Origin of the sequence: Pseudomonas tructae (assembly GCF_004214895.1) — a bacterium.
Lineage (GTDB): Bacteria > Pseudomonadota > Gammaproteobacteria > Pseudomonadales > Pseudomonadaceae > Aquipseudomonas > Aquipseudomonas tructae.
In genome coordinates, this window is record NZ_CP035952.1 from 1,028,327 (window position 1) to 1,053,937 (window position 25,611).

Sequence of the window (25,611 nt, forward strand, 5' to 3'; positions counted from 1 at the left end):
TGGCACGTTGCAACAAATGTGGGAGCGGGCTTGACCCGCGATGCGCCGCGCGGGCGGCGCTCGATCTCAAGACCGCAAAAAACCTTACTTCAGGGTGGCGACCAGAATCACCGGCAAGGCGGCGATTACGGCAAAGGCCCAGAATTTTTCTTGTAAACGTACGAGTCTGCTGCAGACTACATCCGCCGTGTGCTCCGGAAATAAAGTGTTACTTGCGGGCGCTGCCCCGTATTTATTGGCGATTGGCGATTTTTGTGACCGATTGGTCGCCTCGAGCCAGAAAAAGAATGGCAAGTCAGGCAGATAGCCGTTACAACGCAGTACGGTCTGCTTCAGCGACACGCAGGTTCTCGGACCTGTGACCTATAACAATCACGTGTTTGGCCAGACAGGACCCCCGAAAAAAACCGATGAAGACTCCAAAACGCATTGAACCGCTGGTTGAAGATGGACTGGTCGACGAGGTACTGCGACCGCTGATGAGTGGCAAGGAGGCTGCAGTGTATGTGGTCCGCTGCGGTCGGGAGCTACGGTGCGCCAAGGTCTACAAAGAAGCCAACAAGCGCAGTTTCCGCCAGGCCGCCGAGTACCAGGAAGGCCGCAAGGTGCGCAACAGCCGCCAGGCCCGAGCCATGGCCAAGGGCTCCAAGTTCGGCCGCAAAGAGGCCGAAGACGCCTGGCAGAACGCCGAAGTGGCAGCCTTGTTCCGCCTGGCCAATGCCGGTGTACGGGTGCCCAAGCCTTATGACTTCCTCGATGGCGTGCTGCTCATGGAGTTGGTGGCCGATGAGCACGGTGATGCCGCGCCACGCCTGAACGACGTGCACCTGGAGCCTGAGCAGGCCCGGGAGTACCACGCTTTCGTGATTCGTCAGATCGTGCTGATGCTTTGCACGGGGCTGGTCCATGGCGACCTGTCGGAGTTCAACGTGCTGCTTGGCCCCGATGGTCCGGTCATCATCGATCTGCCGCAAGCCGTGGACGCCGCGGGCAACAACCATGCATTCAGTATGCTCGAGCGCGATGTCGGCAACATGGCTGCCTATTTCGGGCGCTTTGCCCCGGAGCTCAAACAGACGCGCTATGCCCGCGAGATGTGGGCCCTGTACCAGGCAGGCAAACTGCTGCCGGAAAGCCCGCTGAGCGGGGTGTTCGCCGATGACGAGCACAGCGCTGACGTGGATGGGGTAATGCGCGAGATCGACGCTGCGCGCATTGATGACGCCCGTCGGCGTGCGGCGAAGGCCGACGCCGAACGGGGCACGGTCAGGGACGAGGAGCCAGCGCCGCCTTGGCTGCAGTAAACCTCGTCAGTGACAGCAACTGCCGCCGGCTGCCAGGTCCTTGAGGATCGGGCAGTCGGGGCGGTCGTCGCCCTGGCAGTGAGCGACCAGCTCGCTCAAGGTGTCGCGCAAACTCACCAACTCCTCGATCCGCCGGTTGAGGTCGTCAATGTGCTGGCTGGCCAGGGCCTTGACGTCGGCGCTGGCGCGCTGGCGGTCCTGCCACAGGGTCAGCAGGCGGGCGACTTCTTCCAGGGAAAAGCCCAGGTCCCGCGAGCGCTTGATGAACGCCAGTTGGTGCAGGTCGTCCTGCTGGTACAGGCGATATCCACTGTCGCTGCGCAGGGCAGGCTTGAGCAGGCCGATCGACTCGTAGTAACGGATCATTTTCGCACTCAGGCCCGAGCGACGGGCAGCCTGGCCGATATTCATGGGACTTGGTCCTCGGGCGGGGTGGCGGGTTTCCAGGTTTTCAGCAACAGCGCATTGCTGACCACGCTGACACTCGACAGGGCCATGGCCGCACCGGCCAGTACCGGATTGAGCATACCGAAGGCGGCCAGCGGAATACCGATCAGGTTGTAGATGAACGCCCAGAACAGGTTCTGGCGGATCTTGGCGTAGGTCTTGCGGCTGATTTCCAGGGCGGCGGGCACCAGTCGCGGGTCGCCGCGCATCAGGGTGATGCCGGCGGCCTGCATGGCCACGTCGGTGCCGCCACCCATGGCGATGCCGATGTCGGCGGCAGCCAGCGCTGGCGCATCGTTGATGCCGTCGCCGACCATGGCGACCACACCGGACTGCTTGAGCGTGGCAACCGTGGCGGCCTTGTCGGCGGGCAACACTTCGGCGTACACGTCGCTGATGCCCAGGGCTTCACCGACCACCTTGGCACTGCCGCGGTTGTCGCCGGTCAGCAGGTGGCTACTGATACCTTGCCCGGCCAATTGCCGTACTGCTTGCCCGGCGCCGGGCTTGAGGCTGTCACCAAAGGCGAACAGGCCCAGCACCCGTGGCTGCGGGCTGCGCTCGATCAACCATGACAGGGTACGGCCTTCGGCTTCCCAGGCCTGGGCGCTGCTGGCCAGCTCGCCGGGTTGCAGGCCGCTTTCATCGAGCAGGCGACGGTTGCCCAGGGCCAACTCGCGACCCTCGAGGCTGCCGGCGATACCGCGTCCGGTCAGCGACTGGCTGTTGCTGATATCGGCCACTACCAGGCCTTGCTCTTCACAGGCATCGAGCACCGCCTTGGCCAGCGGGTGCTCGCTGCCGCGCTGCAGGGCACCGGCCCATTGCAGCAGTAGCGCCTGCTCGCCCGCCAACGCCTGGCTGTGGACGATACGCGGGCTACCGGAGGTCAGCGTGCCGGTCTTGTCGAACACCACACGGTTGACCGCATGGGCGCGCTCCAGGGCTTCGGCGTCCTTGATCAGGATGCCATGGCGGGCGGCGACGCCGGTGCCGGCCATGATCGCGGTCGGTGTGGCCAGGCCCAGGGCGCAAGGGCAGGCAATGACCAGCACGGCGACGGCGTTGATCAGTGCGGTTTCAATCGGTGCTCCGCTCAACCACCAGCCCACCAGGGTGATCAGCGCCAGCACCAGCACGGCCGGGACGAACACCTGGCTGACCCGGTCGACCAGCTTCTGGATCGGCGCCTTGGCGGCCTGGGCGTCTTCGACCAGGCGGATGATGCGCGCCAGTACGGTTTCCGTGCCCAGGGCCAGGGTGCGCACCAGCAGGCGGCCTTCACCGTTGATCGCGCCACCGGTGACCTTGTCGCCAGGTTGTTTTGGCACCGGCAGGCTTTCACCGCTGATCAGCGCTTCGTCGGCATGGCTCTGGCCCTCGACGACTTCACCGTCGACCGGGAAGCGCTCACCGGGCTTGACCAGCACCAAGTCGTGCAGGCGCAGTTCGCTGATGGCGACATCACGTTCCTGACCGTCGACCAGCAATAGTGCACGGTCCGGGCGCAGCGCCTCGAGGGCGCGGATGGCACTGGCGGTCTGGCGCTTGGCCCGGCTTTCCAGGTATTTGCCGAGCAGAATCAGGGCAATCACCACCGCCGAGGCTTCGAAGTACAGGTGCGGCATGACCCCGGCGCTGGCCGTGGCCCATTCATAGATACTCAGGCCGTAGCCGGCGCTGGTACCAATGGCCACCAGCAGGTCCATGTTGCCGGCGCCGGCGCGCACGGCTTTCCAGGCAGCCACATAGAAGCGCGCGCCGAGAATGAACTGCACCGGTGTGGCGAGGACGAACTGCGCCCAGGCCGGCAGCATCCAGTGGATGCCAAAGGGTTGCAGGACCATGGGCAGCACCAGCGGCAGGGCCAGCAGTACGGCCAGGGCCACCGCCCAGCGCTCCTTGTGCAGGCGGCGCTCAGCGTCGGCCTGGTTGACCTTGGCACTTTGCGGCAGGCTTGCAGAATAGCCGGCACGGCTGACAGCATCGATCAGCACGCTGCTGTCCACCGGGCCAAACAGCTGCAGGTGGGCGCGTTCATTGGCGAGATTGACGGTTACCTGCTGCACCCCCGGGACCTTGGCCAAGGCACGCTCGACGCGCCCGGCGCAAGAGGCGCAGGTCATGCCGCCGATCTGCAGTTCCAGGGTCTGGGATGGCACGCTGTAGCCGGCCTGTTCAACGGCTTCGACCAGCGCCGGCAGGCTGTCGGCCGGGGCCTGGACCCGGGCCTGTTCGGTGGCCAGGTTGACACTGACCTGTTCGGCACCGACGACCTTGCGCAGGGCGCGCTCGACCCGGCCAGCACAGCTGGCGCAGGTCATGCCGGCAATCGGCAGGTCGAATGTGGTAGATGCGGACATGGGGCACTCCTCCTTGGACAGGCCTCAAGCATCAACCTTGCCATGCGGGGAAGGTCAATAGCCCAAGCCGGCTCTGATCAGCTTGAGGCCATTCTGGTCCATGGCGATGCGGTACTTGTTGATCTCACCGGCCTTGAGGGTCAGTTGTTGGCTGCGCTGGTTCTCCAGGCCGTTCTGGCAGCCCGGCATCTGTGCCGGCAGCAGGCGCAGGCGAACCGCGACCTTGCCCGGCGGCAAGTTGAACGAGGTCGTCTGTTCCTGGAACAGCCGCGCAGACAGCTGATCATCGAGGTACACACCGATCTCGCATGAGGTCGCCACTTCCAGGCGTTCGCGGGAAATGGTCAGAATGCTGTAGTCGGCGTTGCCCTCGGCACTGGCCTGCGGCACCAGGCCCATTACTCCCAGCAGGCCGATCAGACCTAAAGCTGCCCTGCGCATGAAACAAACTCCTGCTTATCAATCGTCAGGCATGCAGCTTGGCGCAGCGGCACGATGATTTCCAGCCCGGCAGACAATCAATGAACTTGACCTTGCCCCGGTGGCAAGCTTGAGACTGCGCTCAAACCCCACAGGAGGCTGTTGCAATGCAAGTATTCACTGTTCAAGGAATGACCTGCGGCCATTGCGTCAAGGCTGTCACTCGCGCGGTTCACACTCAGGATGAGGACGCTGTGGTCGAGGTCGACCTGGCGCACAAGCAGGTCAAAGTGCGCAGCGAGTTGTCGGCAGAGCAGATTCTCACGGCGATTCGCGAAGAGGGCTATGCCGCCGAAGCAGTCTGAGTGCTGTCGCTTGCGCGGTGGATAAAAGTTTCATCGCGCAGGCGTAACTCGGCCAGCGAAACCCCGGCGGGGCGGTTAGACTAGCGGACTTGCTTAGCCTGCTACGGATTTCCGATGAACCTGCGAACCATCCTGATTCTGGGCGCCCTGAGTGCCTTCGGGCCCCTGGCGATCGACTTCTACCTGCCCGGCTTCCCGGCCATGGCCCTGGCCTTCGGCACTGACGAGAAGCACATTCAGACCACCCTTGCGGCATACTTTCTTGGTCTGTCGCTTGGCCAGCTGGCTTATGGGCCGGTGGCCGACCGTTTTGGCCGGCGCGTCCCGCTGTTGGTCGGGGTCACACTGTTCACTGTCGCATCACTGGCTTGCGCCTTTGCGCCGACCCTCGATGCGCTGATCCTGGCTCGCTTCGTTCAGGCCCTGGGCGGTTGCGCCGGGATGGTGCTGTCGCGCGCGATCGTCAGCGACAAGTGCGATGCGGTGGGGTCGGCCAAGGTCTTCTCGCAGTTGATGCTGGTCATGGGCCTGGCGCCGATCCTTGCGCCAATGCTGGGCGGGCTGATGGTCAATCTCTATGGCTGGCAGTCGATTTTCCTCGCCCTGACCCTGTTCAGCGCCCTGTGCACCCTGGCGGTGGCCCTGGGCCTGCCGGAAAGCCTGCCGGCCAACCAGCCGCGCCCGCCCTTGTCCGGTTCGCTGCGCCAGTACGGGCGCTTGTTCAAGGACCGCATCTTTCTTGGCCACGCCTTGACCGGCGGTATTGCAATCGCCGGGATGTTTGCCTACATCGCCGGCTCTCCGTTCGTATTCATCAAGCTCTATGGGGTTCCTGCCGAGCATTACGGTTGGCTGTTTGGCAGCAACGCGGCGGGGTTCATTCTGGTGGCGCAGGTCAATGCGCGGTTGCTGGCCAAGCGTGGCCCGGCCTTCCTGCTGGCGCGCGCGGTGTGGATTTACCTGGCGGCGGGCCTGACCCTGCTGGGCATCAGTGCCTTGCATCCGGCGGCGCTGTGGCCGTTGCTGATTCCACTGTTCGTGTGCATTGCCAGCCTGGGCTGCATCATCCCCAATGCCTCGGCCCTGGCCATGAGCGGGCAGGGGGCACGGGCCGGTAGCGCTTCGGCGCTGCTCGGTTGCCTGCAATTCAGTGTCGCCGCCGGTGCCGCAGCGCTGGTCGGCGTGCTGCATGACGGCACGGCGGTGCCGATGGCCATCGTCATCAGCCTCTGCGGCCTGGCGGTGGTCAGCGTGGCGATGCTGACCCGGCGGTTGAATCTCAGCCGCTGCGCTTGAGCGGATGTGGGGCCTGGAGCCGCGCTTGCAGGGTGTTGACGAAGGCGCGGGCCTCGGCCTCGCTGCGAAAGCTGACGACGTGCTGGTCGAGTTGAACCTGCCATGGGCAGCCGGGCTTTTTTGCTGATGCACTGACCTGGATATTCATGTTTGCATACCTGAGGTTGGCGTTGGCTGATGCATTGTAGCGCCGACCATGGGTGGCGGAATGACCTGGATCAGTTGTCGGACTGACGGTCGCGCCCACCCCGCAAGCACGGTGGGCGCGCTGTTTCAGAAGCCTTCGAGGACGATCTTGCCCTTGGCTGCGCCGCTTTCCAGCAGGGCGTGGGCGCGGCGCAGGTTGGCGGCATTGATGGTGCCGAAGTGCTCGCCCAGGGTGGTCTTCAGCGTACCGTTGTCGATCAGTTCGGCCACCCGATTGAGCAGCTTGTGCTGCTCGATCATGTCGGCGGTTTCGAACAGCGAACGGGTGTACATGAACTCCCAGTGCAGCGACAGGCTCTTGCGCTTGAGCTTGGTCACATCCAGCTGCTTGGGGTCATCGATCAGCGCCAGCTTGCCTTGCGGCGCCAGGGCTTCGACCAGTTGATCCAGATGCTGGTCGGTCTGCGTCAGGCTCGCCACATGAGTGACCTGCTCAATGCCCTGGGCCTTGAGGGCGGCGGCCAGTGGCTGGCTGTGATCGACGATTCGGTCGGCGCCCAGCGTTCGCACCCAATCCTGGGTCTGCGGGCGTGAGGCACTGCCGATGACGGTCAGGCCGGTCAGCTGGCTTGCCAGTTGGGTGAGGATCGAGCCGACACCGCCGGCGGCGCCAACGATCAACAGGCTCTGGCCCAGATCCTGTTGGCCTTCGGCGATCTGCAAGCGCTCGAACAGCAGCTCCCAGGCGGTGATGGCCGTCAACGGCAGCGCCGCAGCCTCGGCAAACCCCAGGCGTTTGGGCATGTGCCCGACGATTCGTTCATCCACCACATGCAGTTCGCTGTTGCCACCTGCGCGGGCGATGGAGCCGGCGTAATAGACCTTGTCACCGGGCTGGAACAGGCTGACATCGCTGCCCACCGCCTTGACCACCCCGGCGACATCCCAGCCCAGGACCTTGGCAGCGCCTGCTTCTGGCTGGACGTTCTGGCGAACCTTGGTGTCGACAGGGTTGACCGAGATCGCCCGCACCTCTACCAGCAAGTCGCGCGGGCCGGGCTCGGGAGCTGGCAATTCGATGTCCTGCAGCGCAGCTGCGTCGCTGATTGGCAGGGAATGATAATAGGCAATGGCTTTCATGGGGCAGTTCTCGAGGCGGAGTCAATGTGGCCATGATTGATGCTTTCACTTGCCAATAAAAGCCGCTAAAACTACAGATTCTTTCAATACTATTTTGATAATAGAAGGTGGGCTGGTGCGTATCGACGATCTGCAACTGTTCGTCCGGGCCGCCGAAATGGGCAGCCTGTCTGCCGCGGCACGCCTGTTGAACCTGTCACCGGCAGTGGCCAGTGCCTCGCTCAAGCGCCTTGAGCAGCAACTGGGCGTACGCTTGCTGGCACGTTCGACCCGCAACCTGCGTTTGACCGCCGAGGGTGAAAGTTACTTGCAACATGCCCGATCTGCGCTGTCGAGCCTGGAGCAGGGGCGGCGGATCCTGGCCCACGGTCAAGATCAGGTCAGCGGTACCCTGTTGTTGTCGGCGCCGTCGGATTTTGGCCGTAACGTGCTGTTGCCCTGGCTCGACGAACTGCAGCGCGAGCACCCGCAGCTCAACGTGCGCCTGTTGTTGGGCGATCGTAATGCCGACCTGTTCCGCCAGTCGGCGGATATCGCCTTGCGTTACGGCGCCCCGGAGGACTCCAGCCTGGTGGCCTTGCCCTTGTGCCTGGAGAACCGAAGGGTCTTGTGTGCTTCGCCTGCCTATCTGGCCCGTTGTGGGGAGCCGACGCAGATTGCTGAGTTGGCACAGCACAATTGCCTGCTGTACCAACTGGGCAATCGAGTCCACGACCACTGGCGATTTGGCCAGGGGACCAGTGCCACGGGCGTGGGCGTGAGCGGCGATCGTTTCTGTGATGATGCCGATGTGGTTCGGCGCTGGGCCGTGGCTGGGGTGGGGATTGCTTACAAGTCCTGGCTGGATGTTGCCGGTGATGTGCAGGCAGGTCGCTTGAAGTTGCTGTTGCCGCACCTGCGCGGTGAGCCGGCACCCTTGAACTTGATGTGTACCCATCGGGCGCAGTTGGGCAAACCGGTGCAGCTATTGCGAGATCTACTTAGATCACGTTGCCAGGCGATGTTTGAAATGTTGGACAATTAAATTGAGCGGTAGAAGATTTTCGCTGCTGTGCCTACATGTTTAACACTATTAATTGTAAGTTGGAGCAAAAATTATTGTAGGTTTTATCGGGATGTTGGGGGTTGTTGATAGTCCGCTTGTCGATAGCGAGATACGTGTTGTGGGGGCTGGCGTGTTCCACTGCAAGTGCCTGCGCTGTGCCGAGCGCAGAGGCCCTGGCTGAGGTTGCCAATACCATGGGGCTGGTCGAAATATTGTTTGCGCTACCCGGTTTATAATGGATCCAGCAGTCATTTCCAGCGAGAGATACTTCCATGTCCAGGCTGGCAAGGGTTGTCTCTCAACCAGATGTTATCTGGCTTTGCTCCGGATCGAGTTTCGTTGAAGTATCCTTGGTTGCAAATACGCTGAAAAACTTTTGTATATTTGTATTGCGGCGAGATGACGGCGACTTGATAACGTTAACTTCCTGGCTTTCTGGCATCGGACACCTCGCAGTAAATGCTGCTGGCATGGTTAATCAATCGATATCAGACAGGATCTCGCAGGGAGTTGAGATATGAAACCAGTAACGAGTATCAGCCAGATCGCCAGTTTGCTGGCCGACCCGAAACGCAGTGCCATGCTCTGGGCCTTGATTGATGGCATGGCGCGTCCGTCCGATGAGCTGGCCAGTATGGCAGGCCTGACGCCGTCCTCGGCCTGCGCTCACCTGGCCAGATTGTCGGCCAGTGGGTTGCTCAAACTGGAGCCAAGGGGGCGTAAACGCTATTTCAGGCTGGCAGCCCCCGAAGTTGGGGCTGCCGTCGAAGCGCTGGCCAGCGTCCAGGTGAACATACCCCAAAACAGTCCCGAGCAGGCGGTGGGCGGCATCCCGTTGTCCATGCGCCGGGCGCGATTGTGCGGGGATCACTTGGGAGGCGAGTTGGCGGCGGATCTGTATCAGCGCTTGTTCGATGCCGGTTGGCTGGAAGGTAGCGAGCAGCAGATCGAAGTCACCAGCATTGGGCGTACACAGTTTGCCGCCTACGGGATTTTCATCGGCGCCCTGGCCCAGCATCAGCGGCGCAGCTTCAGCAGTTGTCGCTGTTGCAGTGAATGGAGCGACCACCGTCCACACCTCGGTGGCGCACTGGGCAGCAGTTTGCTGAAGTTGTTCCTGCAGTCTGGCTGGATACGCGAGAGTGAAACATCACGGATGCTGCAGATAAACGCCCAGGGCCTGGCGCATATCAACCGCATGGCTCAACTGCCGGTATTGAAAACCGCAGGCTGAGCCGCGCGGGGAGCGTTGCAGGATGCGACAGGCCGTGGGGCTGTCGCATCGCCGCGCCTACCGGGTCAAGGTTTTACCAGGCGCGCATCCAGGCTGTTCTGCGCCAGGCGCCGGGCCTGATCCTGGGTCATGCCCAGGTGTTCATGCAGGGCCTGGAAGTTCTCGGTGACATAACCACCAAAGTACGCCGGGTCATCGGAGTTGACCGTGACCTTCACGCCACGCTCGAGCATGTCGAGGATGTTGTGCTGGCTCATGTGCTCGAACACGCACAGCTTGGTGTTGGACAGCGGGCAGACGGTCAACGGGATCTGCTCGTCGATGATCCGCTGCATCAGGCGTTCGTCCTCGATGGCGCGTACACCGTGGTCGATGCGCTGGATTTTCAGCAGGTCGATGGCTTCCCAGATGTACTCGGGCGGGCCTTCTTCGCCAGCGTGGGCAACGGTCAGGAAGCCTTCGCTGCGGGCACGGTCGAACACGCGCTGGAACTTGCTCGGCGGATGACCCATTTCCGAACTGTCGAGGCCGACGGCGATGAAGGCATCGCGAAACGGCAAGGCCTGGTCGAGGGTCTTGTGCGCTTCATCTTCACTCAGGTGGCGCAGGAAACTGAGGATCAGGCCACTGCTAATACCCAATTGCTGCTGGCCATCCTTGAGGGCAGCGCTGATGCCGTTGAGCACCACGTCGAAGGCAATGCCGCGATCGGTGTGGGTCTGCGGGTCGAAGAACGGTTCGGTGTGAATCACGTTCTGCGCCTTGCAGCGCTGCAGGTAGGCCCAGGTCAGGTCGTAGAAGTCTTGCTCGGTGCGCAGTACATCGGCGCCCTGGTAATAAAGGTCGAGAAACTCCTGCAGGTTGTTGAACGCGTAGGCGCCGCGCAGGGCTTCGACATCGTTCCAGGGCAGGGCGATCTTGTTGCGCTCGGCCAGGGCGAACAGCAACTCGGGCTCCAGCGATCCTTCCAGGTGCAGGTGCAATTCTGCCTTGGGCAGCGCGTTAAGCCAGTCGTACATGGTTTTGCTGTCTCATCAGGTGCGGTTGTCGTCATTCTACACAGCGCCAGCTACCCACAGAAGCAGCGCCGCGATACCCAAAGGGTAGCGGCGCTGGCCAACCTTAGCCGGCGATCAGTTGCGCCGCCGCCTGACGGTGATCGGCGATCAGGGCCTGGACGTCCAGGCCTTCGATCTGGCCGTCGATGACCCGCCACTGGCCGCCGACCATGACCCGGTCAGCACGATCGGCGCCGCACAGCAACAGGGCCGAGAGTGGGTCGTGGCTGCCGGAGAAACGCAGTTCGTCGAGCTTGAACAGGGCCAGATCGGCCTGCTTGCCCACCGCCAGTTCGCCAATGTCGCTGCGCCCGAGCAACTGCGCCGAACCACGGGTAGCCCAGCCCAGGACACGTTCCGGGGTGATCGCTTCGGCACCATAACGCAGACGTTGCAGGTACAGGGCCTGGCGCGCTTCGAGGATCATGTTGGAGGCATCGTTGGAGGCCGAGCCGTCCACACCCAGGCCCACCGGCGCACCGGCCCCGGTCAGGTCCAGGGTCGGGCAGATGCCCGAGGCCAGGCGCATGTTCGAGCTTGGGCAATGGCAGATGCCGGTACCGGCGGCGCCCAGGCGGGCGATCTCGTCCGGATTGAAATGAATGCCATGGGCCAGCCAGGTGCGCGGGCCGAGCCAGCCGACGCTGTCCAGGTAATCCACCGTGCGCAGGCCGAAGCGCTGCAGGCAGAAGTCCTCTTCGTCGAGGGTTTCGGCCAGGTGAGTGTGCAGGCGCACGTCCAGTTCTTCGGCCAGCTCGGCGCTGGCGCGCATGATTTCTGGCGTGACCGAGAACGGTGAGCAGGGTGCCAGGGCAATCTGGATCTGCGCGCCTTCGCCACGTTGGTGGTAGCTGTGGATAAGTCGCTGGCTGTCGGCGAGGATCACTTCGCCTTGTTGCACCGTCTGCTGGGGTGGCAGGCCGCCGTCGGCCTCGCCCAGGCTCATGGAGCCGCGGGTGAGCATGGCGCGCATGCCCAGTTTGCGTACCGCATCCACCTGCACATCGATCGCATTTTCCAGGCCGTCGGGGAACAGATAGTGGTGATCGGCGGCGGTGGTGCAGCCCGACAGCAACAGCTCGGCCAGGGCCACGCGGGTCGCCAGTTCAAGCTTGGCCGGGGTCAGCCGGGCCCAGACCGGATAGAGGGTCTTCAGCCAGGGGAACAACGGCTGGTTGACCACTGGCGCCCAGGCGCGGGTCAGGGTCTGGTAGAAGTGGTGGTGGGTGTTGATAAGTCCTGGCAGCACGACGTGTTCGCGGGCATCGAAGACTTGTCCACAGGGGCTGGCCGGGCTTTGGCCAAGGCCGAGTACTTGCTGGATACGGCCGTCTTCAATCACCAGGCCGCCACGGGCGTCGAGGGAATTGGCTGTGAAGATGGCGAGGGGGTTTTTCAACCAGATGCGGGTCGCAGGCATGGTGCCGGCTCCTCTGAAAGTGGGTTCAGGTTCGCCAGCTCAGTGTTGCCCTGTCTGCTGATCCAGGTCCGCCGCGGTGGGCGAGGTGTCGAGTCTACACCCACCGCGCGAAGGTTCACCAGATCAGGCTGTCGCCTTTGTAATTGATGAAGTGCAGGCCGCCCTTGCCGGTGCTGGCCTTGATCTGCTCAAGCATGCCCTGGGTGCTGGTCAGCACGTCGATCTCGGCGTTCTCGCCGCCCATGTCGGTTTTCACCCAGCCCGGGTGCATGGCCAGGACGGTCTGTGGTGGTTGTTGCAGGGTGACGAAGCTGTTGATCATCGAATTCAACGCCGCCTTGCTGGCCTTGTACAGGCACATTTCGCTGCCGTCGGGAATGGCGACGCAGCCAAGGATCGAACTCATGAATGCCAGCACACCATCGTTGTGCAGTTGCGGGGTGAAGCGCTGGGCAACGCGAATCGGCGACACCGTATTGGTCATGAACAGATCGCCCACATCAGCCAATTGCGCAACTTCGGCGTTCTGTACGCCAGGGCCCATGACACCGGCATTGACGAACAGCAGGTCAAATGTCTGGCCTTGCAGGCGTTGCTGGAGCGCATCAATTTGCTCGCCACTGTTCATTTCCAGGGTTTCGACTTGTACCCGCGGCAAGGCGCTCAGGGCGCTGGCCTTGACTGGGTCGCGCACGGTGGCGGTCACATCCCAGCCGTCTTCCACCAGGCGTTGCACCAGGCCAAGGCCCAGGCCGCGCGAGGCGCCGATGATCAGGGCGGTTTTGTTCGTGGGCATAGAAAACTCCTCTCAGGGGGAAGCAAGGATTGATCAAAGAATAACCAGTCTAGCCAAGCCGTGGCTCCGCAGGGTGTTGGCGCAGGGGTGCACGGCTTATCCACAGCTTGCTCCACAGTATTTGTGTGCAAGCTCACAAGCGCGATAAAAGCCGGTTCGTGACCGGTTTCAGTCGCCATATCTGGGGATAACTTACTGATTTCTCGGCAGTTGAAGCGTTGTCATCAAATCTTGATCAAAATATGATCGTTCTTCTGCAGGGCCCGTGAATAAAGGCTCGCAGGCGAATGCCCAGAGCTTATCCACAGCCGGGCCCACAGTGAATGTGGGCAAAAGCTCAGGCGCGCTCCAGCAGGATCCGGCCACGGCTGAGGTCGGCCAGCTGGCGCTGCAGCAGCTCGATCTGTTCCTCGCCCAGGGCCAGGCGCAGGTCGACGCCATTGGCCGTGAATTGTTCATCCAGCACCAGGCCATCGGCTTCGGCCACGCGCAATTTGAGCAGTGCCAGTTCGCTGAAGCTGCAACTGCAGGTCAGCTCGTTGCGGCTGACCAGCAAGCGTTTTTCGGCCTGCTGCAGGCACTTGTTGGCGCCACCACCATAAGCCCGGGCCAGGCCGCCAGTGCCCAGCTGGATGCCGCCGTACCAGCGGATGACCAACACCACTACCTGGTCGCAATCCTGGGCCTCGATGGCGGCCAGGATCGGCCGCCCGGCAGTGCCACCGGGTTCGCCGTCGTCGCTGCTGCGGTACTGCCCGCCGAGTTTCCAGGCCCAGCAGTTGTGGGTGGCGGCCAGGTCGCTATGGCGTTCGATGAAGTCCATGGCGTCGGCCGGGCTGCTGATCGGCGCAGCCAGGGTGATGAAACGGCTCTTGCGAATCTCTTCGCGAAACTCGCAGGTGTCGAGCAGGGTAAAAGGCATAAGGCAGGTTCAGTCGCGTAGTGTCAGGCCACAGCCCTTGAGAATGATGTGGATAAGATTGTTGCTGGCATCTTCCATGTCCTGCTTGGTCAGGCGGCTGCGGCCGGTGACCTGGCAGATCTGGGTGGCAAAGTCGGCATAGTGCTGGGTGCTGCCCCAGAGCAGGAAGATCAGGTGTACCGGATCGACCGGGTCCATCTTGCCGGCGTCGATCCAGGCCTGGAACACCGCAGCGCGGCCCTTGAACCAGGCGCGGTAGTCTTCGCTGAAGTAGTCGCTCAGGCACTGGCCGCCGCTGATGATCTCCATGGCGAAGATCCGTGAGGCCTGCGGATTGCGCCGGGAAAATTCCATCTTGGTGCGGATGTAGCTGCTCAACGCCTGGGCCGGGTCATCGTCGACGGTCAGGGCGTTGAAGGTGCTGTCCCACAACTCGATGATGTTGCTCAACACCGCCACGTACAGGCCCAGCTTGTTGGTGAAGTAATAGTGCAGGTTGGCCTTGGGCAACCCGGCCTTGAGGGCGATGGTGTTCATGCTGGTGCCCTTGAAGCCATGGCGGGCGAATTCGTCTTCGGCGGCCTGGATGATGGCCTGCTCGTTCTTCTGGCGAATGCGGCCAGCGGGCTTGCCCGAGGCGTGGGAGCGATGCGCAGGGACTTCAAGGGTCATGAACGGTTCCAGACAAGGCAATAATGGGTATCTCTTATGTCTGGCTAACCTACCAGCATTAGCCCTCAGCGAGTAGCCGCCAGGTTTTCGAGGAAGCTTTCCAGCACCAGGTGCGGGCGCCGGCCCTTGCGCGTTACCCAGCACAGGCTCAGGTCATAGAAGCGTTCGGTGGGCTGGAGTGCACGCAGCCGGCCTTGTTGCACCCAGAAGCTCGCATAGTGGTCCGGCAGATAGCCAATATAGCGCCCTGTCAGGATCAGGAAGGCCATGCCTTCGCGGTCCGAGGCGCTGGCGGTGCAGTTCAGTGCCTGGTAATGGGCCTGGACATCGGCAGGCAGGCGGAATGTCGGAGCAATGGCATCCTGGCTGTTCAGGCGCTCGTCGTCCAGTTGTCGGTCATCGGCATAGAACAGCGGATGGCCGACTGCGCAGTAGAGCAGCGAGCGCTCGCTGTACAGCGGTTGGTATTCAAGCCCCGACAACGGGCTGGTCTGCGGTACCACGCCGACATGCAGGCTGCCATCGAGCACGCCTTGTTCGACCTGGCTGGGCGCGATCATGCGGATCTGGATACGCACATCCGGGCCACGGTCCTTGAGCTGGGCCAGGGCGTGGGTAATGCGCATGTGCGGCAAGGTCACCAGGTTGTCGGTCAGGCCGATGTTCAGTTCGCCGCGCAAATGCAGGTGCAGGCCGTTGACCTCGGTGCGAAAACTTTCCAGGGCGCTGAGCAACTGCAACGCCGACTGGTACACCTCGCGGCCCTCTTCGGTCAGCGAAAAACCGGCGCGCCCCCGCTGGCACAGGCGCAGGCCCAGGCGCTGCTCAAGGTCGCTCATCTGCTGGCTGATGGCCGAGCGGCCGATACCCAGCACGTTCTCGGCAGCGGAAAAGCCACCGCATTCCACTACGCTACGGTAGATCTTCAGCAGGCGGATATCGAAATCGCTGACCTGGGCCAGGGTTTGTGGACGTTTCACGCAGTGCCTTTGCATTCGAGGACATGAAAGTCACACAACATACGCTGATCAGACATTCTCGCGCCAGCGCCGAGCCTGGACGAGCAGGGCCGGGGCGAAGTGCAACACGACCATGCGCAGCAAGTGATGCGTCAGGACGAAAACCACATTCAGCCCACCGCTCAAAGCGACGATGGCGATGGTCTCGATGGCGCCGGGCATGTAGGCCAGCCACAAGGTGAAGGGATCGTTGCCCAGTACCTTGGCGGCCGCTGCGGCAAACGCTGCAGCGACCGCCAGCATCAGGCCCAGGGACATCAGCCCCGCACTGCCATGACGGATGAGTTCCTTGAAGCTGATTTCCCTGAACCTGGCGCCGATCAGCACACCGAGGATCAGCGCGGCGAAATCCACGCTCCAGCCGGGCATGTGAAAAGCCTGCAGCAAACCTAGCTTTACATAGACTGCCGTGGCGATGATCGCCGTGAGCATGAAGGGGGCAGGAACGCCAAGCTTGAGCAGCAGGCGCCCGAGCAGGATGCACAAGGTAATCAGCGATACCAGCGTCAGCGCCAGGCTAGGGGTGAGCGAAGCGCTCGCGCTTGCGGGTACATCGCTACCTGTGCGAATGCACAAGGTGACCAGCAGGGTGATCGACACCAGGCGTATCAGGTGCACGACAATCACTTTGCTCGAAGCCCGCTCCGACTCCAGCAAGTCGAACACCGCAGCCAGGGCACCGGGGTAAACGGCCAGCAGCGAATCCTTGAGATTCCAGCCGCAACCCTTGAACAGCCACAATCCGGCAACGGTGATCTGCGCGCTCAGGCACAGCAGCAGAAAGCCCAGGCTCGGCAGAATGCTTGCCACCGTGTCGCTGTCCCAGGCTTCGAACATCAGCCCGGTGGCGATGCCCATCACAATCTGCACATATTCCAGGCCAAAGCGCAGGTTGGGAGTAAAACGCAGCCGGCTGACCAGTGTTGCACTGGCGACAATAGCGCCCAATAACAGTCCGTGGGGCACGCCGGCAAGTTGGGCAGCGGCGCCCACCAGGGCTGCGATCAGCAAACAGAGAATTGTTTTCATGGTCGGTGCTCTTGCGCGTCCTGCGCCAGATTTGCGGAAGGGGCCGTCGGCATCATGCATGTTGTGCAGACGTTGGGAAACTCTTGGTACCCTCGTTCTCCTGCAAGGCTGGGCATTAATGTTTAGCCGTGCTTGATCTGAAGATTAGAAGAGCAAGATTTTCCAAACCTTACGTCCATGCCAATTTAGCGCTATCAACATTTGTCGCTGCCCAATTGCCCTGCGAGGATTTGTCCGATGAATCTGCCTGAAAACGCTCCTGTCGGTCTGGCTAGCCAGCTCAAGCTGGACGCCCACTGGATGCCCTATACCGCCAACCGCAATTTTCAGCGCGATCCTCGGCTGATCGTCGCCGCCGAAGGCAGCTACCTGACTGACGACAAGGGTCGCAAGATCTATGACGCGCTGTCCGGTCTGTGGACCTGCGGCGCCGGTCACACCCGCAAACAGATTCAGGAAGCGGTATCGCGCCAACTGGGCGTGCTCGATTACTCGCCGGCCTTCCAGTTCGGCCACCCGCTGTCGTTCCAGCTGGCCGAGAAAATCACCGACCTGACGCCGGGCAACCTCAATCACGTCTTCTACACCAACTCCGGTTCCGAGTGCGCTGACACTGCGGTGAAGATGGTCCGTGCCTACTGGCGCCTCAAAGGCCAGGCCACCAAGACCAAGCTGATCGGTCGTGCCCGTGGCTATCACGGGGTCAACATCGCCGGCACCAGCCTGGGCGGCGTCAATGGCAACCGCAAGCTGTTCGGCCAGTTGCTCGACGTCGATCACATTCCGCACACCCTGCTGCCGGGCAACGCCTTCACCAAGGGCATGCCGGAAGAGGGCGGTATCGCCCTGGCCGATGAAATGCTCAAGCTGATCGAGCTGCACGATGCCTCGAACATCGCCGCGCTGATCGTCGAGCCACTGGCAGGCTCCGCCGGCGTGCTGCCGCCGCCGAAGGGCTACTTGAAACGCCTGCGTGAAATCTGCGACCAGCACAACATCCTGCTGATCTTCGACGAAGTCATTACCGGTTTTGGCCGCATGGGTTCGATGTTCGGTGCCGATGCCTTCGGTGTAACCCCGGACCTGATGTGCATCGCCAAGCAAGTCACCAACGGCGCTATCCCGATGGGCGCGGTGATTGCCAGCAGCGAAATCTACCAGACCTTCATGAACCAGCCGACCCCGGAGTACGCGGTGGAATTCCCCCACGGCTACACCTACTCGGCTCACCCGGTCGCCTGCGCCGCCGGTATCGCCGCGCTGGATTTGCTGGAGAAGGAAAACCTGGTGCAATCGGCCGCCGAACTGTCGCCGCACTTCGAGAAGGTTCTGCACGGGGTCAAGGGCGCGAAGAACATCATCGACATTCGCAACTACGGCCTGGCCGGTGCGATCCAGATTGCCGCCCGTGACGGCGATGCCATCGTGCGCCCGTACGAGATCGCCATGAAGCTGTGGAAAGCCGGCTTCTATGTGCGCTTTGGTGGTGACACCCTGCAGTTCGGCCCAACCTTCAACAGCCAGGCGCAGGAACTGGACCGCCTGTTCGATGCAGTCGGCGAAGCCATCAACCAGGTCGATTGATCGTCCCTCTATATATAAGCAGTGGGCGCGAGTGAACTCGCGCCCAGGCATACCCCCTTACTGGAGTTTTGCATGAGCACTGTTCAACACCTGATCAACGGCGAACTGGTCGCTACTGATGCGCGCACCACCGATGTCTTCAACCCGTCCACCGGCCAGGCTATCCACAAAGTCGCCCTGGCCAGCAAGCAAACGGTGCAGCAGGCCATCGACTCGGCCAAGGCCGCTTTTCCGGCCTGGCGCAACACGCCACCGGCCAAGCGTGCCCAGGTGATGTTCCGCTTCAAGCAACTGCTGGAGCAGAATGAGGCGCGTATCTCCCAGCTGATCAGCGAAGAGCACGGCAAGACCGTGGAAGATGCCGCCGGTGAACTCAAGCGCGGTATCGAGAACGTCGAGTTTGCCTGCGCCGCCCCGGAAGTGCTCAAGGGCGAGTACAGCCGCAACGTCGGCCCGAACATCGATGCCTGGTCCGACTTCCAGCCGCTGGGCGTGGTGGCCGGTATCACCCCGTTCAACTTCCCGGCCATGGTCCCGCTGTGGATGTATCCATTGGCCATTGCCTGCGGTAACTGCTTCATCCTCAAACCATCGGAACGCGATCCGAGCTCGACCCTGCTGATCGCCCAACTGCTGCACGAGGCCGGCCTGCCCAAAGGCGTGCTCAATGTGGTGCACGGCGACAAGGAAGCGGTTGATGCGCTGATCGAGGCGCCTGAGGTCAAGGCCCTGAGTTTCGTGGGTTCCACGCCGATCGCCGAATACATCTATGCCGAAGGCACCAAACGCGGCAAGCGTGTCCAGGCACTTGGCGGGGCAAAAAACCATGCGGTGTTGATGCCGGATGCGGATCTGGACAATGCTGTCAGCGCACTGATGGGCGCAGCCTACGGTTCTTGCGGTGAGCGCTGCATGGCCATCTCCGTAGCCGTGTGCGTTGGCGACCAGGTGGCCGATGCGCTGATCGCCAAGCTCGAACCACAGATCAAGGCATTGAAGATTGGTGCCGGCACGTCCTGTGGCCTGGACATGGGCCCGCTGGTTACCGCTGCGGCCCGGGACAAGGTGGTTGGCTACATCGACGATGGCGTGGCTGCCGGTGCGCAACTGGTGGTCGACGGGCGTGGCTATCGGGTTGCCGGCAACGAAGACGGCTACTTTGTCGGCGGTACCTTGTTCGACCGTGTGACCCCAGAGATGCGCATCTATAAAGAAGAGATCTTCGGGCCGGTGCTGTGTGTGGTGCGGGTAGACAGCCTGGAAGAGGCCATGCGCCTGATCAACGAACACGAGTACGGCAACGGCACCTGCATCTTCACCCGTGACGGTGAAGCGGCGCGCCTGTTCTGTGACGAAATCGAAGTGGGCATGGTCGGCGTCAACGTTCCGCTGCCGGTACCAGTGGCTTATCACAGCTTCGGCGGCTGGAAGCGCTCGCTGTTTGGTGACCTGCATGCCTATGGTCCGGATGGCGTGCGTTTCTACACGCGCCGTAAAGCCATTACCCAGCGTTGGCCGCAACGTGCCAGCCATGAAGCGTCGCAGTTTGCTTTCCCTAGTCTTTAAACAGTAGCTTCAAGCTATGAGCTGCAAGCTACAAGTTGAGCGCGGTGTTAGCGCTTTTACTTGCAGCTTGAAGCTTGTGGCTTATAGCCAAAGCGACTCTCCTGAAACAAATTTGAAATAAGTCCTTGACGCTCGATTTAATCTCTCTATAATTCGCCCCTCTTCCGGCGCAGTCGGAACTGAAAACTCTTTGAGTTTCAATGAGTTAGCAGTTCAGGGTGGTGTTGGAAGGGCTTCGATCGAAAGATCGCTAGCGGTGAAAAAGGCGGTTGACAGCGGATTGAAACGCTGTAGAATTCGCCTCCCGCTAACGAGAGATCGCAGCGAGTCAAGTGCTTGAAGTGAAACGAAAAACTTCAAAATAAACGCTTGACAGGCTCTGAGGAAAGCGTAGAATGCGCGCCTCGGTTGAGACGAAAAGCTCTTAACCAACCGCTCTTTAACAACTGAATCAAGCAATTCGTGTGGGTGCTTGTGAGCTCAGACTGATAGTCAAAAAGATTATCAGCATCACAAGTGGCTACACGAAAAATCGAAAGATTTGAAAGTAAGTCATTTGAGATTGCTGAGCCAAGTTTAGGGTTTTCTCAAAACCCAAGCAGTATTGAACTGAAGAGTTTGATCATGGCTCAGATTGAACGCTGGCGGCAGGCCTAACACATGCAAGTCGAGCGGATGAGAAGAGCTTGCTCTTCGATTCAGCGGCGGACGGGTGAGTAATACCTAGGAATCTGCCTGGTAGTGGGGGGCAACGTTTCGAAAGGAACGCTAATACCGCATACGCCCTACGGGGGAAAGCAGGGGACCTTCGGGCCTTGCGCTATCAGATGAGCCTAGGTCGGATTAGCTAGTTGGTGAGGTAATGGCTCACCAAGGCGACGATCCGTAACTGGTCTGAGAGGATGATCAGTCACACTGGAACTGAGACACGGTCCAGACTCCTACGGGAGGCAGCAGTGGGGAATATTGGACAATGGGCGAAAGCCTGATCCAGCCATGCCGCGTGTGTGAAGAAGGTCTTCGGATTGTAAAGCACTTTAAGTTGGGAGGAAGGGTACTTACCTAATACGTGAGTATCTTGACGTTACCGACAGAATAAGCACCGGCTAACTCTGTGCCAGCAGCCGCGGTAATACAGAGGGTGCAAGCGTTAATCGGAATTACTGGGCGTAAAGCGCGCGTAGGTGGTTCGTTAAGTTGGATGTGAAATCCCCGGGCTCAACCTGGGAACTGCATCCAAAACTGGCGAGCTAGAGTAGGGCAGAGGGTGGTGGAATTTCCTGTGTAGCGGTGAAATGCGTAGATATAGGAAGGAACACCAGTGGCGAAGGCGACCACCTGGGCTCATACTGACACTGAGGTGCGAAAGCGTGGGGAGCAAACAGGATTAGATACCCTGGTAGTCCACGCCGTAAACGATGTCAACTAGCCGTTGGAATCCTTGAGATTTTAGTGGCGCAGCTAACGCATTAAGTTGACCGCCTGGGGAGTACGGCCGCAAGGTTAAAACTCAAATGAATTGACGGGGGCCCGCACAAGCGGTGGAGCATGTGGTTTAATTCGAAGCAACGCGAAGAACCTTACCAGGCCTTGACATGCAGAGAACTTTCCAGAGATGGATTGGTGCCTTCGGGAACTCTGACACAGGTGCTGCATGGCTGTCGTCAGCTCGTGTCGTGAGATGTTGGGTTAAGTCCCGTAACGAGCGCAACCCTTGTCCTTAGTTACCAGCACGTAATGGTGGGCACTCTAAGGAGACTGCCGGTGACAAACCGGAGGAAGGTGGGGATGACGTCAAGTCATCATGGCCCTTACGGCCTGGGCTACACACGTGCTACAATGGTCGGTACAGAGGGTTGCCAAGCCGCGAGGTGGAGCTAATCTCACAAAACCGATCGTAGTCCGGATCGCAGTCTGCAACTCGACTGCGTGAAGTCGGAATCGCTAGTAATCGCGAATCAGAATGTCGCGGTGAATACGTTCCCGGGCCTTGTACACACCGCCCGTCACACCATGGGAGTGGGTTGCACCAGAAGTAGCTAGTCTAACCTTCGGGAGGACGGTTACCACGGTGTGATTCATGACTGGGGTGAAGTCGTAACAAGGTAGCCGTAGGGGAACCTGCGGCTGGATCACCTCCTTAATCGACAGACATCAGCTGTCTTATGAGCTCCCACACGAATTGCTTGATTCATTGAAGAAGACGATATCGGTAACAGCTCTTGACTGGGTCTGTAGCTCAGTTGGTTAGAGCGCACCCCTGATAAGGGTGAGGTCGGCAGTTCGAATCTGCCCAGACCCACCAGTTTCTTGTTGGGGCCATAGCTCAGCTGGGAGAGCGCCTGCCTTGCACGCAGGAGGTCAGCGGTTCGATCCCGCTTGGCTCCACCACCCCTTTGTTACCATGTCAAAGCTTAGAAATGAATATTCGCTTCGAATATTGATTTCTGAACTTTTTCAGAATCGTTCTTTAAAAATTTGGGTATGTGATAGAAAGATAGACTGAACAGCACTTTCACTGGTGTGTGTTCAGGCTAAGGTAAAATTTGTGAGACATTACAAATTTTCGGCGAATGTTGTCTTCACAGTATAACCAGATTGCTTGGGGTTATATGGTCAAGTGAAGAAGCGCATACGGTGGATGCCTTGGCAGTCAGAGGCGATGAAAGACGTGGTAGCCTGCGATAAGCTTCGGGGAGTCGGCAAACAGACTTTGATCCGGAGATCTCTGAATGGGGGAACCCACTCAGCATAAGCTGAGTATCTTGTACTGAATACATAGGTGCAAGAGGCGAACCAGGGGAACTGAAACATCTAAGTACCCTGAGGAAAAGAAATCAACCGAGATTCCCTTAGTAGTGGCGAGCGAACGGGGACTAGCCCTTAAGTGGCTTTGAGATTAGCGGAACGCTCTGGAAAGTGCGGCCATAGTGGGTGATAGCCCTGTACGCGAAAATCTCTTGGTCATGAAATCGAGTAGGACGGAGCACGAGAAACTTTGTCTGAATATGGGGGGACCATCCTCCAAGGCTAAATACTACTGACTGACCGATAGTGAACCAGTACCGTGAGGGAAAGGCGAAAAGAACCCCGGAGAGGGGAGTGAAATAGATCCTGAAACCGTATGCGTACAAGCAGTGGGAGCCTACTTGTTAGGTGACTGCGTACCTTTTGTATAATGGGTCAGCGACTTATATTCAGTGGCGAGCTTAACCGAATAGGGGAGGCGTAGCGAAAGCGAGTGTTAATAGCGCGTTTAGTCGCTGGGTATAGACCCGAAACCGGGCGATCTATCCATGGGCAGGTTGAAGGTTAGGTAACACTGACTGGAGGACCGAACCGACTACCGTTGAAAAGTTAGCGGATGACCTGTGGATCGGAGTGAAAGGCTAATCAAGCTCGGAGATAGCTGGTTCTCCTCGAAAGCTATTTAGGTAGCGCCTCATGTATCACTGTAGGGGGTAGAGCACTGTTTCGGCTAGGGGGTCATCCCGACTTACCAAACCGATGCAAACTCCGAATACCTACAAGTGCCGAGCATGGGAGACACACGGCGGGTGCTAACGTCCGTCGTGAAAAGGGAAACAACCCAGACCGTCAGCTAAGGTCCCAAAGTTATGGTTAAGTGGGAAACGATGTGGGAAGGCTTAGACAGCTAGGAGGTTGGCTTAGAAGCAGCCACCCTTTAAAGAAAGCGTAATAGCTCACTAGTCGAGTCGGCCTGCGCGGAAGATGTAACGGGGCTCAAACCATACACCGAAGCTACGGGTGTCACTTAGGTGACGCGGTAGAGGAGCGTTCTGTAAGCCTGTGAAGGTGAGTTGAGAAGCTTGCTGGAGGTATCAGAAGTGCGAATGCTGACATGAGTAACGACAATGGGAGTGAAAAACTCCCACGCCGAAAGACCAAGGTTTCCTGCGCAACGTTAATCGACGCAGGGTTAGTCGGTCCCTAAGGCGAGGCTGAAAAGCGTAGTCGATGGAAAACAGGTTAATATTCCTGTACTTCTGGTTATTGCGATGGAGGGACGGAGAAGGCTAGGCCAGCTTGGCGTTGGTTGTCCAAGTTTAAGGTGGTAGGCTGAGATCTTAGGTAAATCCGGGATCTTAAGGCCGAGAGCTGATGACGAGTTGCCATTAGGCGACGAAGTGGTTGATGCCATGCTTCCAAGAAAAGCTTCTAAGCTTCAGGTAACCAGGAACCGTACCCCAAACCGACACAGGTGGTTGGGTAGAGAATACCAAGGCGCTTGAGAGAACTCGGGTGAAGGAACTAGGCAAAATGGCACCGTAACTTCGGGAGAAGGTGCGCCGGTGAGGGTGAAGGACTTGCTCCGTAAGCTCATGCCGGTCGAAGATACCAGGCCGCTGCGACTGTTTATTAAAAACACAGCACTCTGCAAACACGAAAGTGGACGTATAGGGTGTGACGCCTGCCCGGTGCCGGAAGGTTAATTGATGGGGTTAGCTAACGCGAAGCTCTTGATCGAAGCCCCGGTAAACGGCGGCCGTAACTATAACGGTCCTAAGGTAGCGAAATTCCTTGTCGGGTAAGTTCCGACCTGCACGAATGGCGTAACGATGGCGGCGCTGTCTCCACCCGAGACTCAGTGAAATTGAAATCGCTGTGAAGATGCAGTGTATCCGCGGCTAGACGGAAAGACCCCGTGAACCTTTACTATAGCTTTGCACTGGACTTTGAATTTGCTTGTGTAGGATAGGTGGGAGGCTTTGAAGCGTGGACGCCAGTTCGCGTGGAGCCATCCTTGAAATACCACCCTGGCAACTTTGAGGTTCTAACTCAGGTCCGTTATCCGGATCGAGGACAGTGTATGGTGGGTAGTTTGACTGGGGCGGTCTCCTCCTAAAGAGTAACGGAGGAGTACGAAGGTGCGCTCAGACCGGTCGGAAATCGGTCGTAGAGTATAAAGGCAAAAGCGCGCTTGACTGCGAGACAGACACGTCGAGCAGGTACGAAAGTAGGTCTTAGTGATCCGGTGGTTCTGTATGGAAGGGCCATCGCTCAACGGATAAAAGGTACTCCGGGGATAACAGGCTGATACCGCCCAAGAGTTCATATCGACGGCGGTGTTTGGCACCTCGATGTCGGCTCATCACATCCTGGGGCTGAAGCCGGTCCCAAGGGTATGGCTGTTCGCCATTTAAAGTGGTACGCGAGCTGGGTTTAGAACGTCGTGAGACAGTTCGGTCCCTATCTGCCGTGGACGTTTGAGATTTGAGAGGGGCTGCTCCTAGTACGAGAGGACCGGAGTGGACGAACCTCTGGTGTTCCGGTTGTCACGCCAGTGGCATTGCCGGGTAGCTATGTTCGGAAGAGATAACCGCTGAAAGCATCTAAGCGGGAAACTTGCCTCAAGATGAGATCTCACTGGAGCCTTGAGCTCCCTGAAGGGCCGTCGAAGACTACGACGTTGATAGGTTGGGTGTGTAAGCGCTGTGAGGCGTTGAGCTAACCAATACTAATTGCCCGTGAGGCTTGACCATATAACACCCAAGCAATTTGACTACTCGAAAGAGCATCAGATTGCGGTGTTGTGAAGACACAAAGCCGAAGATTTGTACCTCACAAACCATCACATACCCGATTCGCTGGAGTGTCTTAAACAAGACCTTCTGGCAACAGAATTTCTTGACGACCATAGAGCATTGGAACCACCTGATCCCATCCCGAACTCAGTAGTGAAACGATGCATCGCCGATGGTAGTGTGGGGTTTCCCCATGTGAGAGTAGGTCATCGTCAAGATTAAATTCCGAAACCCCTAT

The 25,611-nt window shown here is 59.7% G+C and carries 20 protein-coding genes, 2 tRNA genes and 3 rRNA genes; 12 read left to right on the forward strand and 13 right to left on the reverse strand.

From position 1 onward, the window contains the following. Positions 1-84: 84 nt before the first annotated feature. Entirely contained in the window at positions 85-342 is a 258-nt protein-coding gene (locus tag EXN22_RS04665) for a hypothetical protein (RefSeq protein WP_130262970.1), read from the reverse strand. Between the two features lie 68 nt (positions 343-410). On the opposite strand from EXN22_RS04665, the gene EXN22_RS04670 reads away from it, so the two are divergent. Further along, positions 411-1,304 carry a PA4780 family RIO1-like protein kinase gene (locus tag EXN22_RS04670; RefSeq protein ID WP_130262971.1) on the forward strand — a complete coding sequence of 298 codons (894 nt, stop codon included), beginning with the start codon at positions 411-413 and terminating at the stop codon, positions 1,302-1,304. A gap of 6 nt (positions 1,305-1,310) precedes the next feature. On the opposite strand, the gene cueR is transcribed toward EXN22_RS04670, so the two are convergent. From cueR to EXN22_RS04685, 3 genes are read right to left on the reverse strand one after another with little or no spacing between them, the layout of a single operon-like run. Continuing rightward, a complete protein-coding gene (gene cueR, locus EXN22_RS04675; RefSeq protein ID WP_038997336.1) occupies positions 1,311-1,715 on the reverse strand; it encodes a Cu(I)-responsive transcriptional regulator in 405 nt (134 codons plus the stop codon). Next, positions 1,712-4,114: a heavy metal translocating P-type ATPase gene (locus EXN22_RS04680; protein ID WP_130262972.1), complete on the reverse strand. Its 2,403-nt coding sequence runs from the start codon at positions 4,112-4,114 to the stop codon at positions 1,712-1,714. Before EXN22_RS04680 ends, cueR begins: the two co-directional genes overlap by 4 nt. A 54-nt stretch (positions 4,115-4,168) precedes the next feature. Next, positions 4,169-4,555, reverse strand: coding sequence for a hypothetical protein (locus EXN22_RS04685; RefSeq protein ID WP_130262973.1), 387 nt, complete (start codon positions 4,553-4,555; stop codon positions 4,169-4,171). A 146-nt stretch (positions 4,556-4,701) separates the two neighbouring features. Here EXN22_RS04685 and EXN22_RS04690 point away from each other — a divergent pair, with 146 nt between their 5' ends. Continuing rightward, a complete protein-coding gene (locus EXN22_RS04690) occupies positions 4,702-4,899 on the forward strand; it encodes a heavy-metal-associated domain-containing protein (protein ID WP_130262974.1) in 198 nt (65 codons plus the stop codon). 114 nt (positions 4,900-5,013) lie between these two features. Next, on the forward strand, positions 5,014-6,195 hold the full coding sequence (locus tag EXN22_RS04695; protein WP_130262975.1) for a multidrug effflux MFS transporter: 1,182 nt from the start codon (positions 5,014-5,016) through the stop codon (positions 6,193-6,195). On the opposite strand, the gene EXN22_RS26140 is transcribed toward EXN22_RS04695, so the two are convergent. Continuing rightward, a complete protein-coding gene (locus EXN22_RS26140) occupies positions 6,179-6,343 on the reverse strand; it encodes a hypothetical protein (protein ID WP_010221743.1) in 165 nt (54 codons plus the stop codon). The genes EXN22_RS04695 and EXN22_RS26140 overlap by 17 nt on opposite strands. A gap of 125 nt (positions 6,344-6,468) precedes the next feature. Continuing rightward, positions 6,469-7,482, reverse strand: a complete 1,014-nt coding sequence (locus tag EXN22_RS04700; RefSeq protein ID WP_130262976.1) for a zinc-binding alcohol dehydrogenase family protein — start codon at positions 7,480-7,482, stop codon at positions 6,469-6,471. A 112-nt stretch (positions 7,483-7,594) separates the two neighbouring features. Here EXN22_RS04700 and EXN22_RS04705 point away from each other — a divergent pair, with 112 nt between their 5' ends. Together EXN22_RS04705 and EXN22_RS04710 are read left to right on the forward strand one after the other, a co-directional pair. Continuing rightward, a complete protein-coding gene (locus EXN22_RS04705) occupies positions 7,595-8,506 on the forward strand; it encodes a LysR family transcriptional regulator (protein ID WP_130266755.1) in 912 nt (303 codons plus the stop codon). Positions 8,507-9,044: 538 nt separating this feature from the next. Further along, the gene (locus EXN22_RS04710; RefSeq protein WP_130262977.1) at positions 9,045-9,761 is read left to right on the forward strand and encodes an ArsR/SmtB family transcription factor; all 717 of its coding nucleotides are present in this window, start codon (positions 9,045-9,047) and stop codon (positions 9,759-9,761) included. A gap of 65 nt (positions 9,762-9,826) precedes the next feature. Here EXN22_RS04710 and EXN22_RS04715 read toward each other — a convergent pair whose 3' ends face one another. The 7 genes from EXN22_RS04715 to EXN22_RS04745 all read right to left on the reverse strand — a co-directional run bounded on the left by EXN22_RS04715 (position 9,827) and on the right by EXN22_RS04745 (position 16,677). Beyond that, on the reverse strand, positions 9,827-10,780 hold the full coding sequence (locus EXN22_RS04715; protein WP_130262978.1) for an adenosine deaminase: 954 nt from the start codon (positions 10,778-10,780) through the stop codon (positions 9,827-9,829). A 103-nt stretch (positions 10,781-10,883) separates the two neighbouring features. Continuing rightward, complete coding sequence (locus tag EXN22_RS04720; RefSeq protein ID WP_130262979.1) at positions 10,884-12,239, reverse strand: 8-oxoguanine deaminase; 1,356 nt, start codon at positions 12,237-12,239, stop codon at positions 10,884-10,886. A gap of 115 nt (positions 12,240-12,354) precedes the next feature. After that, positions 12,355-13,035, reverse strand: coding sequence for an SDR family oxidoreductase (locus EXN22_RS04725; RefSeq protein WP_130262980.1), 681 nt, complete (start codon positions 13,033-13,035; stop codon positions 12,355-12,357). Positions 13,036-13,372: 337 nt separating this feature from the next. Then, a complete protein-coding gene (locus EXN22_RS04730; RefSeq protein WP_130262981.1) occupies positions 13,373-13,957 on the reverse strand; it encodes an IMPACT family protein in 585 nt (194 codons plus the stop codon). A gap of 9 nt (positions 13,958-13,966) precedes the next feature. After that, positions 13,967-14,629, reverse strand: a complete 663-nt coding sequence (locus EXN22_RS04735) for a TetR/AcrR family transcriptional regulator (protein WP_130262982.1) — start codon at positions 14,627-14,629, stop codon at positions 13,967-13,969. 65 nt (positions 14,630-14,694) lie between these two features. Beyond that, positions 14,695-15,609 (reverse strand): LysR family transcriptional regulator, encoded by a 915-nt coding sequence (locus EXN22_RS04740; protein WP_233281679.1) that lies wholly within the window; start codon positions 15,607-15,609, stop codon positions 14,695-14,697. A 48-nt stretch (positions 15,610-15,657) separates the two neighbouring features. After that, positions 15,658-16,677: an AbrB family transcriptional regulator gene (locus tag EXN22_RS04745; RefSeq protein ID WP_130262984.1), complete on the reverse strand. Its 1,020-nt coding sequence runs from the start codon at positions 16,675-16,677 to the stop codon at positions 15,658-15,660. A 237-nt stretch (positions 16,678-16,914) separates the two neighbouring features. Between EXN22_RS04745 and EXN22_RS04755 the strand changes: the two genes are divergently transcribed. From EXN22_RS04755 to rrf, 7 genes are all read left to right on the forward strand, one after another. Continuing rightward, on the forward strand, positions 16,915-18,261 hold the full coding sequence (locus tag EXN22_RS04755) for an aspartate aminotransferase family protein (protein ID WP_130262986.1): 1,347 nt from the start codon (positions 16,915-16,917) through the stop codon (positions 18,259-18,261). Positions 18,262-18,333: 72 nt separating this feature from the next. Next, positions 18,334-19,827 carry a CoA-acylating methylmalonate-semialdehyde dehydrogenase gene (locus EXN22_RS04760; RefSeq protein ID WP_130262987.1) on the forward strand — a complete coding sequence of 498 codons (1,494 nt, stop codon included), beginning with the start codon at positions 18,334-18,336 and terminating at the stop codon, positions 19,825-19,827. A gap of 606 nt (positions 19,828-20,433) precedes the next feature. Continuing rightward, positions 20,434-21,970 (forward strand): 16S ribosomal RNA (locus EXN22_RS04770). A gap of 85 nt (positions 21,971-22,055) precedes the next feature. Beyond that, positions 22,056-22,132, forward strand: a tRNA-Ile gene (locus EXN22_RS04775). 10 nt (positions 22,133-22,142) lie between these two features. Continuing rightward, a tRNA-Ala gene (locus EXN22_RS04780) sits at positions 22,143-22,218 on the forward strand. A 223-nt stretch (positions 22,219-22,441) separates the two neighbouring features. Then, positions 22,442-25,331: ribosomal RNA gene (locus EXN22_RS04785) — 23S ribosomal RNA — on the forward strand. Between the two features lie 144 nt (positions 25,332-25,475). Continuing rightward, positions 25,476-25,591: ribosomal RNA gene (rrf, locus tag EXN22_RS04790) — 5S ribosomal RNA — on the forward strand. Together the 16S, 23S and 5S rRNA genes with 2 tRNA genes alongside form the textbook arrangement of a ribosomal RNA operon. Positions 25,592-25,611: the final 20 nt, after the last annotated feature.

What these genes read in the sequence shown, in the direction of transcription:
- EXN22_RS04670 (WP_130262971.1), top strand. Translation starts at nt 411, where the DNA reads ATGAAGACTCCAAAACGCATTGAACCGCTGGTTGAAGATGGACTGGTC.
- cueR (WP_038997336.1), bottom strand. Translation starts at nt 1,715, where the DNA reads ATGAATATCGGCCAGGCTGCCCGTCGCTCGGGCCTGAGTGCGAAAATG.
- EXN22_RS04680 (WP_130262972.1), bottom strand. Translation starts at nt 4,114, where the DNA reads ATGTCCGCATCTACCACATTCGACCTGCCGATTGCCGGCATGACCTGC.
- EXN22_RS04685 (WP_130262973.1), bottom strand. Translation starts at nt 4,555, where the DNA reads ATGCGCAGGGCAGCTTTAGGTCTGATCGGCCTGCTGGGAGTAATGGGC.
- EXN22_RS04690 (WP_130262974.1), top strand. Translation starts at nt 4,702, where the DNA reads ATGCAAGTATTCACTGTTCAAGGAATGACCTGCGGCCATTGCGTCAAG.
- EXN22_RS04695 (WP_130262975.1), top strand. Translation starts at nt 5,014, where the DNA reads ATGAACCTGCGAACCATCCTGATTCTGGGCGCCCTGAGTGCCTTCGGG.
- EXN22_RS26140 (WP_010221743.1), bottom strand. Translation starts at nt 6,343, where the DNA reads ATGAATATCCAGGTCAGTGCATCAGCAAAAAAGCCCGGCTGCCCATGG.
- EXN22_RS04700 (WP_130262976.1), bottom strand. Translation starts at nt 7,482, where the DNA reads ATGAAAGCCATTGCCTATTATCATTCCCTGCCAATCAGCGACGCAGCT.
- EXN22_RS04710 (WP_130262977.1), top strand. Translation starts at nt 9,045, where the DNA reads ATGAAACCAGTAACGAGTATCAGCCAGATCGCCAGTTTGCTGGCCGAC.
- EXN22_RS04715 (WP_130262978.1), bottom strand. Translation starts at nt 10,780, where the DNA reads ATGTACGACTGGCTTAACGCGCTGCCCAAGGCAGAATTGCACCTGCAC.
- EXN22_RS04720 (WP_130262979.1), bottom strand. Translation starts at nt 12,239, where the DNA reads ATGCCTGCGACCCGCATCTGGTTGAAAAACCCCCTCGCCATCTTCACA.
- EXN22_RS04725 (WP_130262980.1), bottom strand. Translation starts at nt 13,035, where the DNA reads ATGCCCACGAACAAAACCGCCCTGATCATCGGCGCCTCGCGCGGCCTG.
- EXN22_RS04730 (WP_130262981.1), bottom strand. Translation starts at nt 13,957, where the DNA reads ATGCCTTTTACCCTGCTCGACACCTGCGAGTTTCGCGAAGAGATTCGC.
- EXN22_RS04735 (WP_130262982.1), bottom strand. Translation starts at nt 14,629, where the DNA reads ATGACCCTTGAAGTCCCTGCGCATCGCTCCCACGCCTCGGGCAAGCCC.
- EXN22_RS04745 (WP_130262984.1), bottom strand. Translation starts at nt 16,677, where the DNA reads ATGAAAACAATTCTCTGTTTGCTGATCGCAGCCCTGGTGGGCGCCGCT.
- EXN22_RS04755 (WP_130262986.1), top strand. Translation starts at nt 16,915, where the DNA reads ATGAATCTGCCTGAAAACGCTCCTGTCGGTCTGGCTAGCCAGCTCAAG.
- EXN22_RS04760 (WP_130262987.1), top strand. Translation starts at nt 18,334, where the DNA reads ATGAGCACTGTTCAACACCTGATCAACGGCGAACTGGTCGCTACTGAT.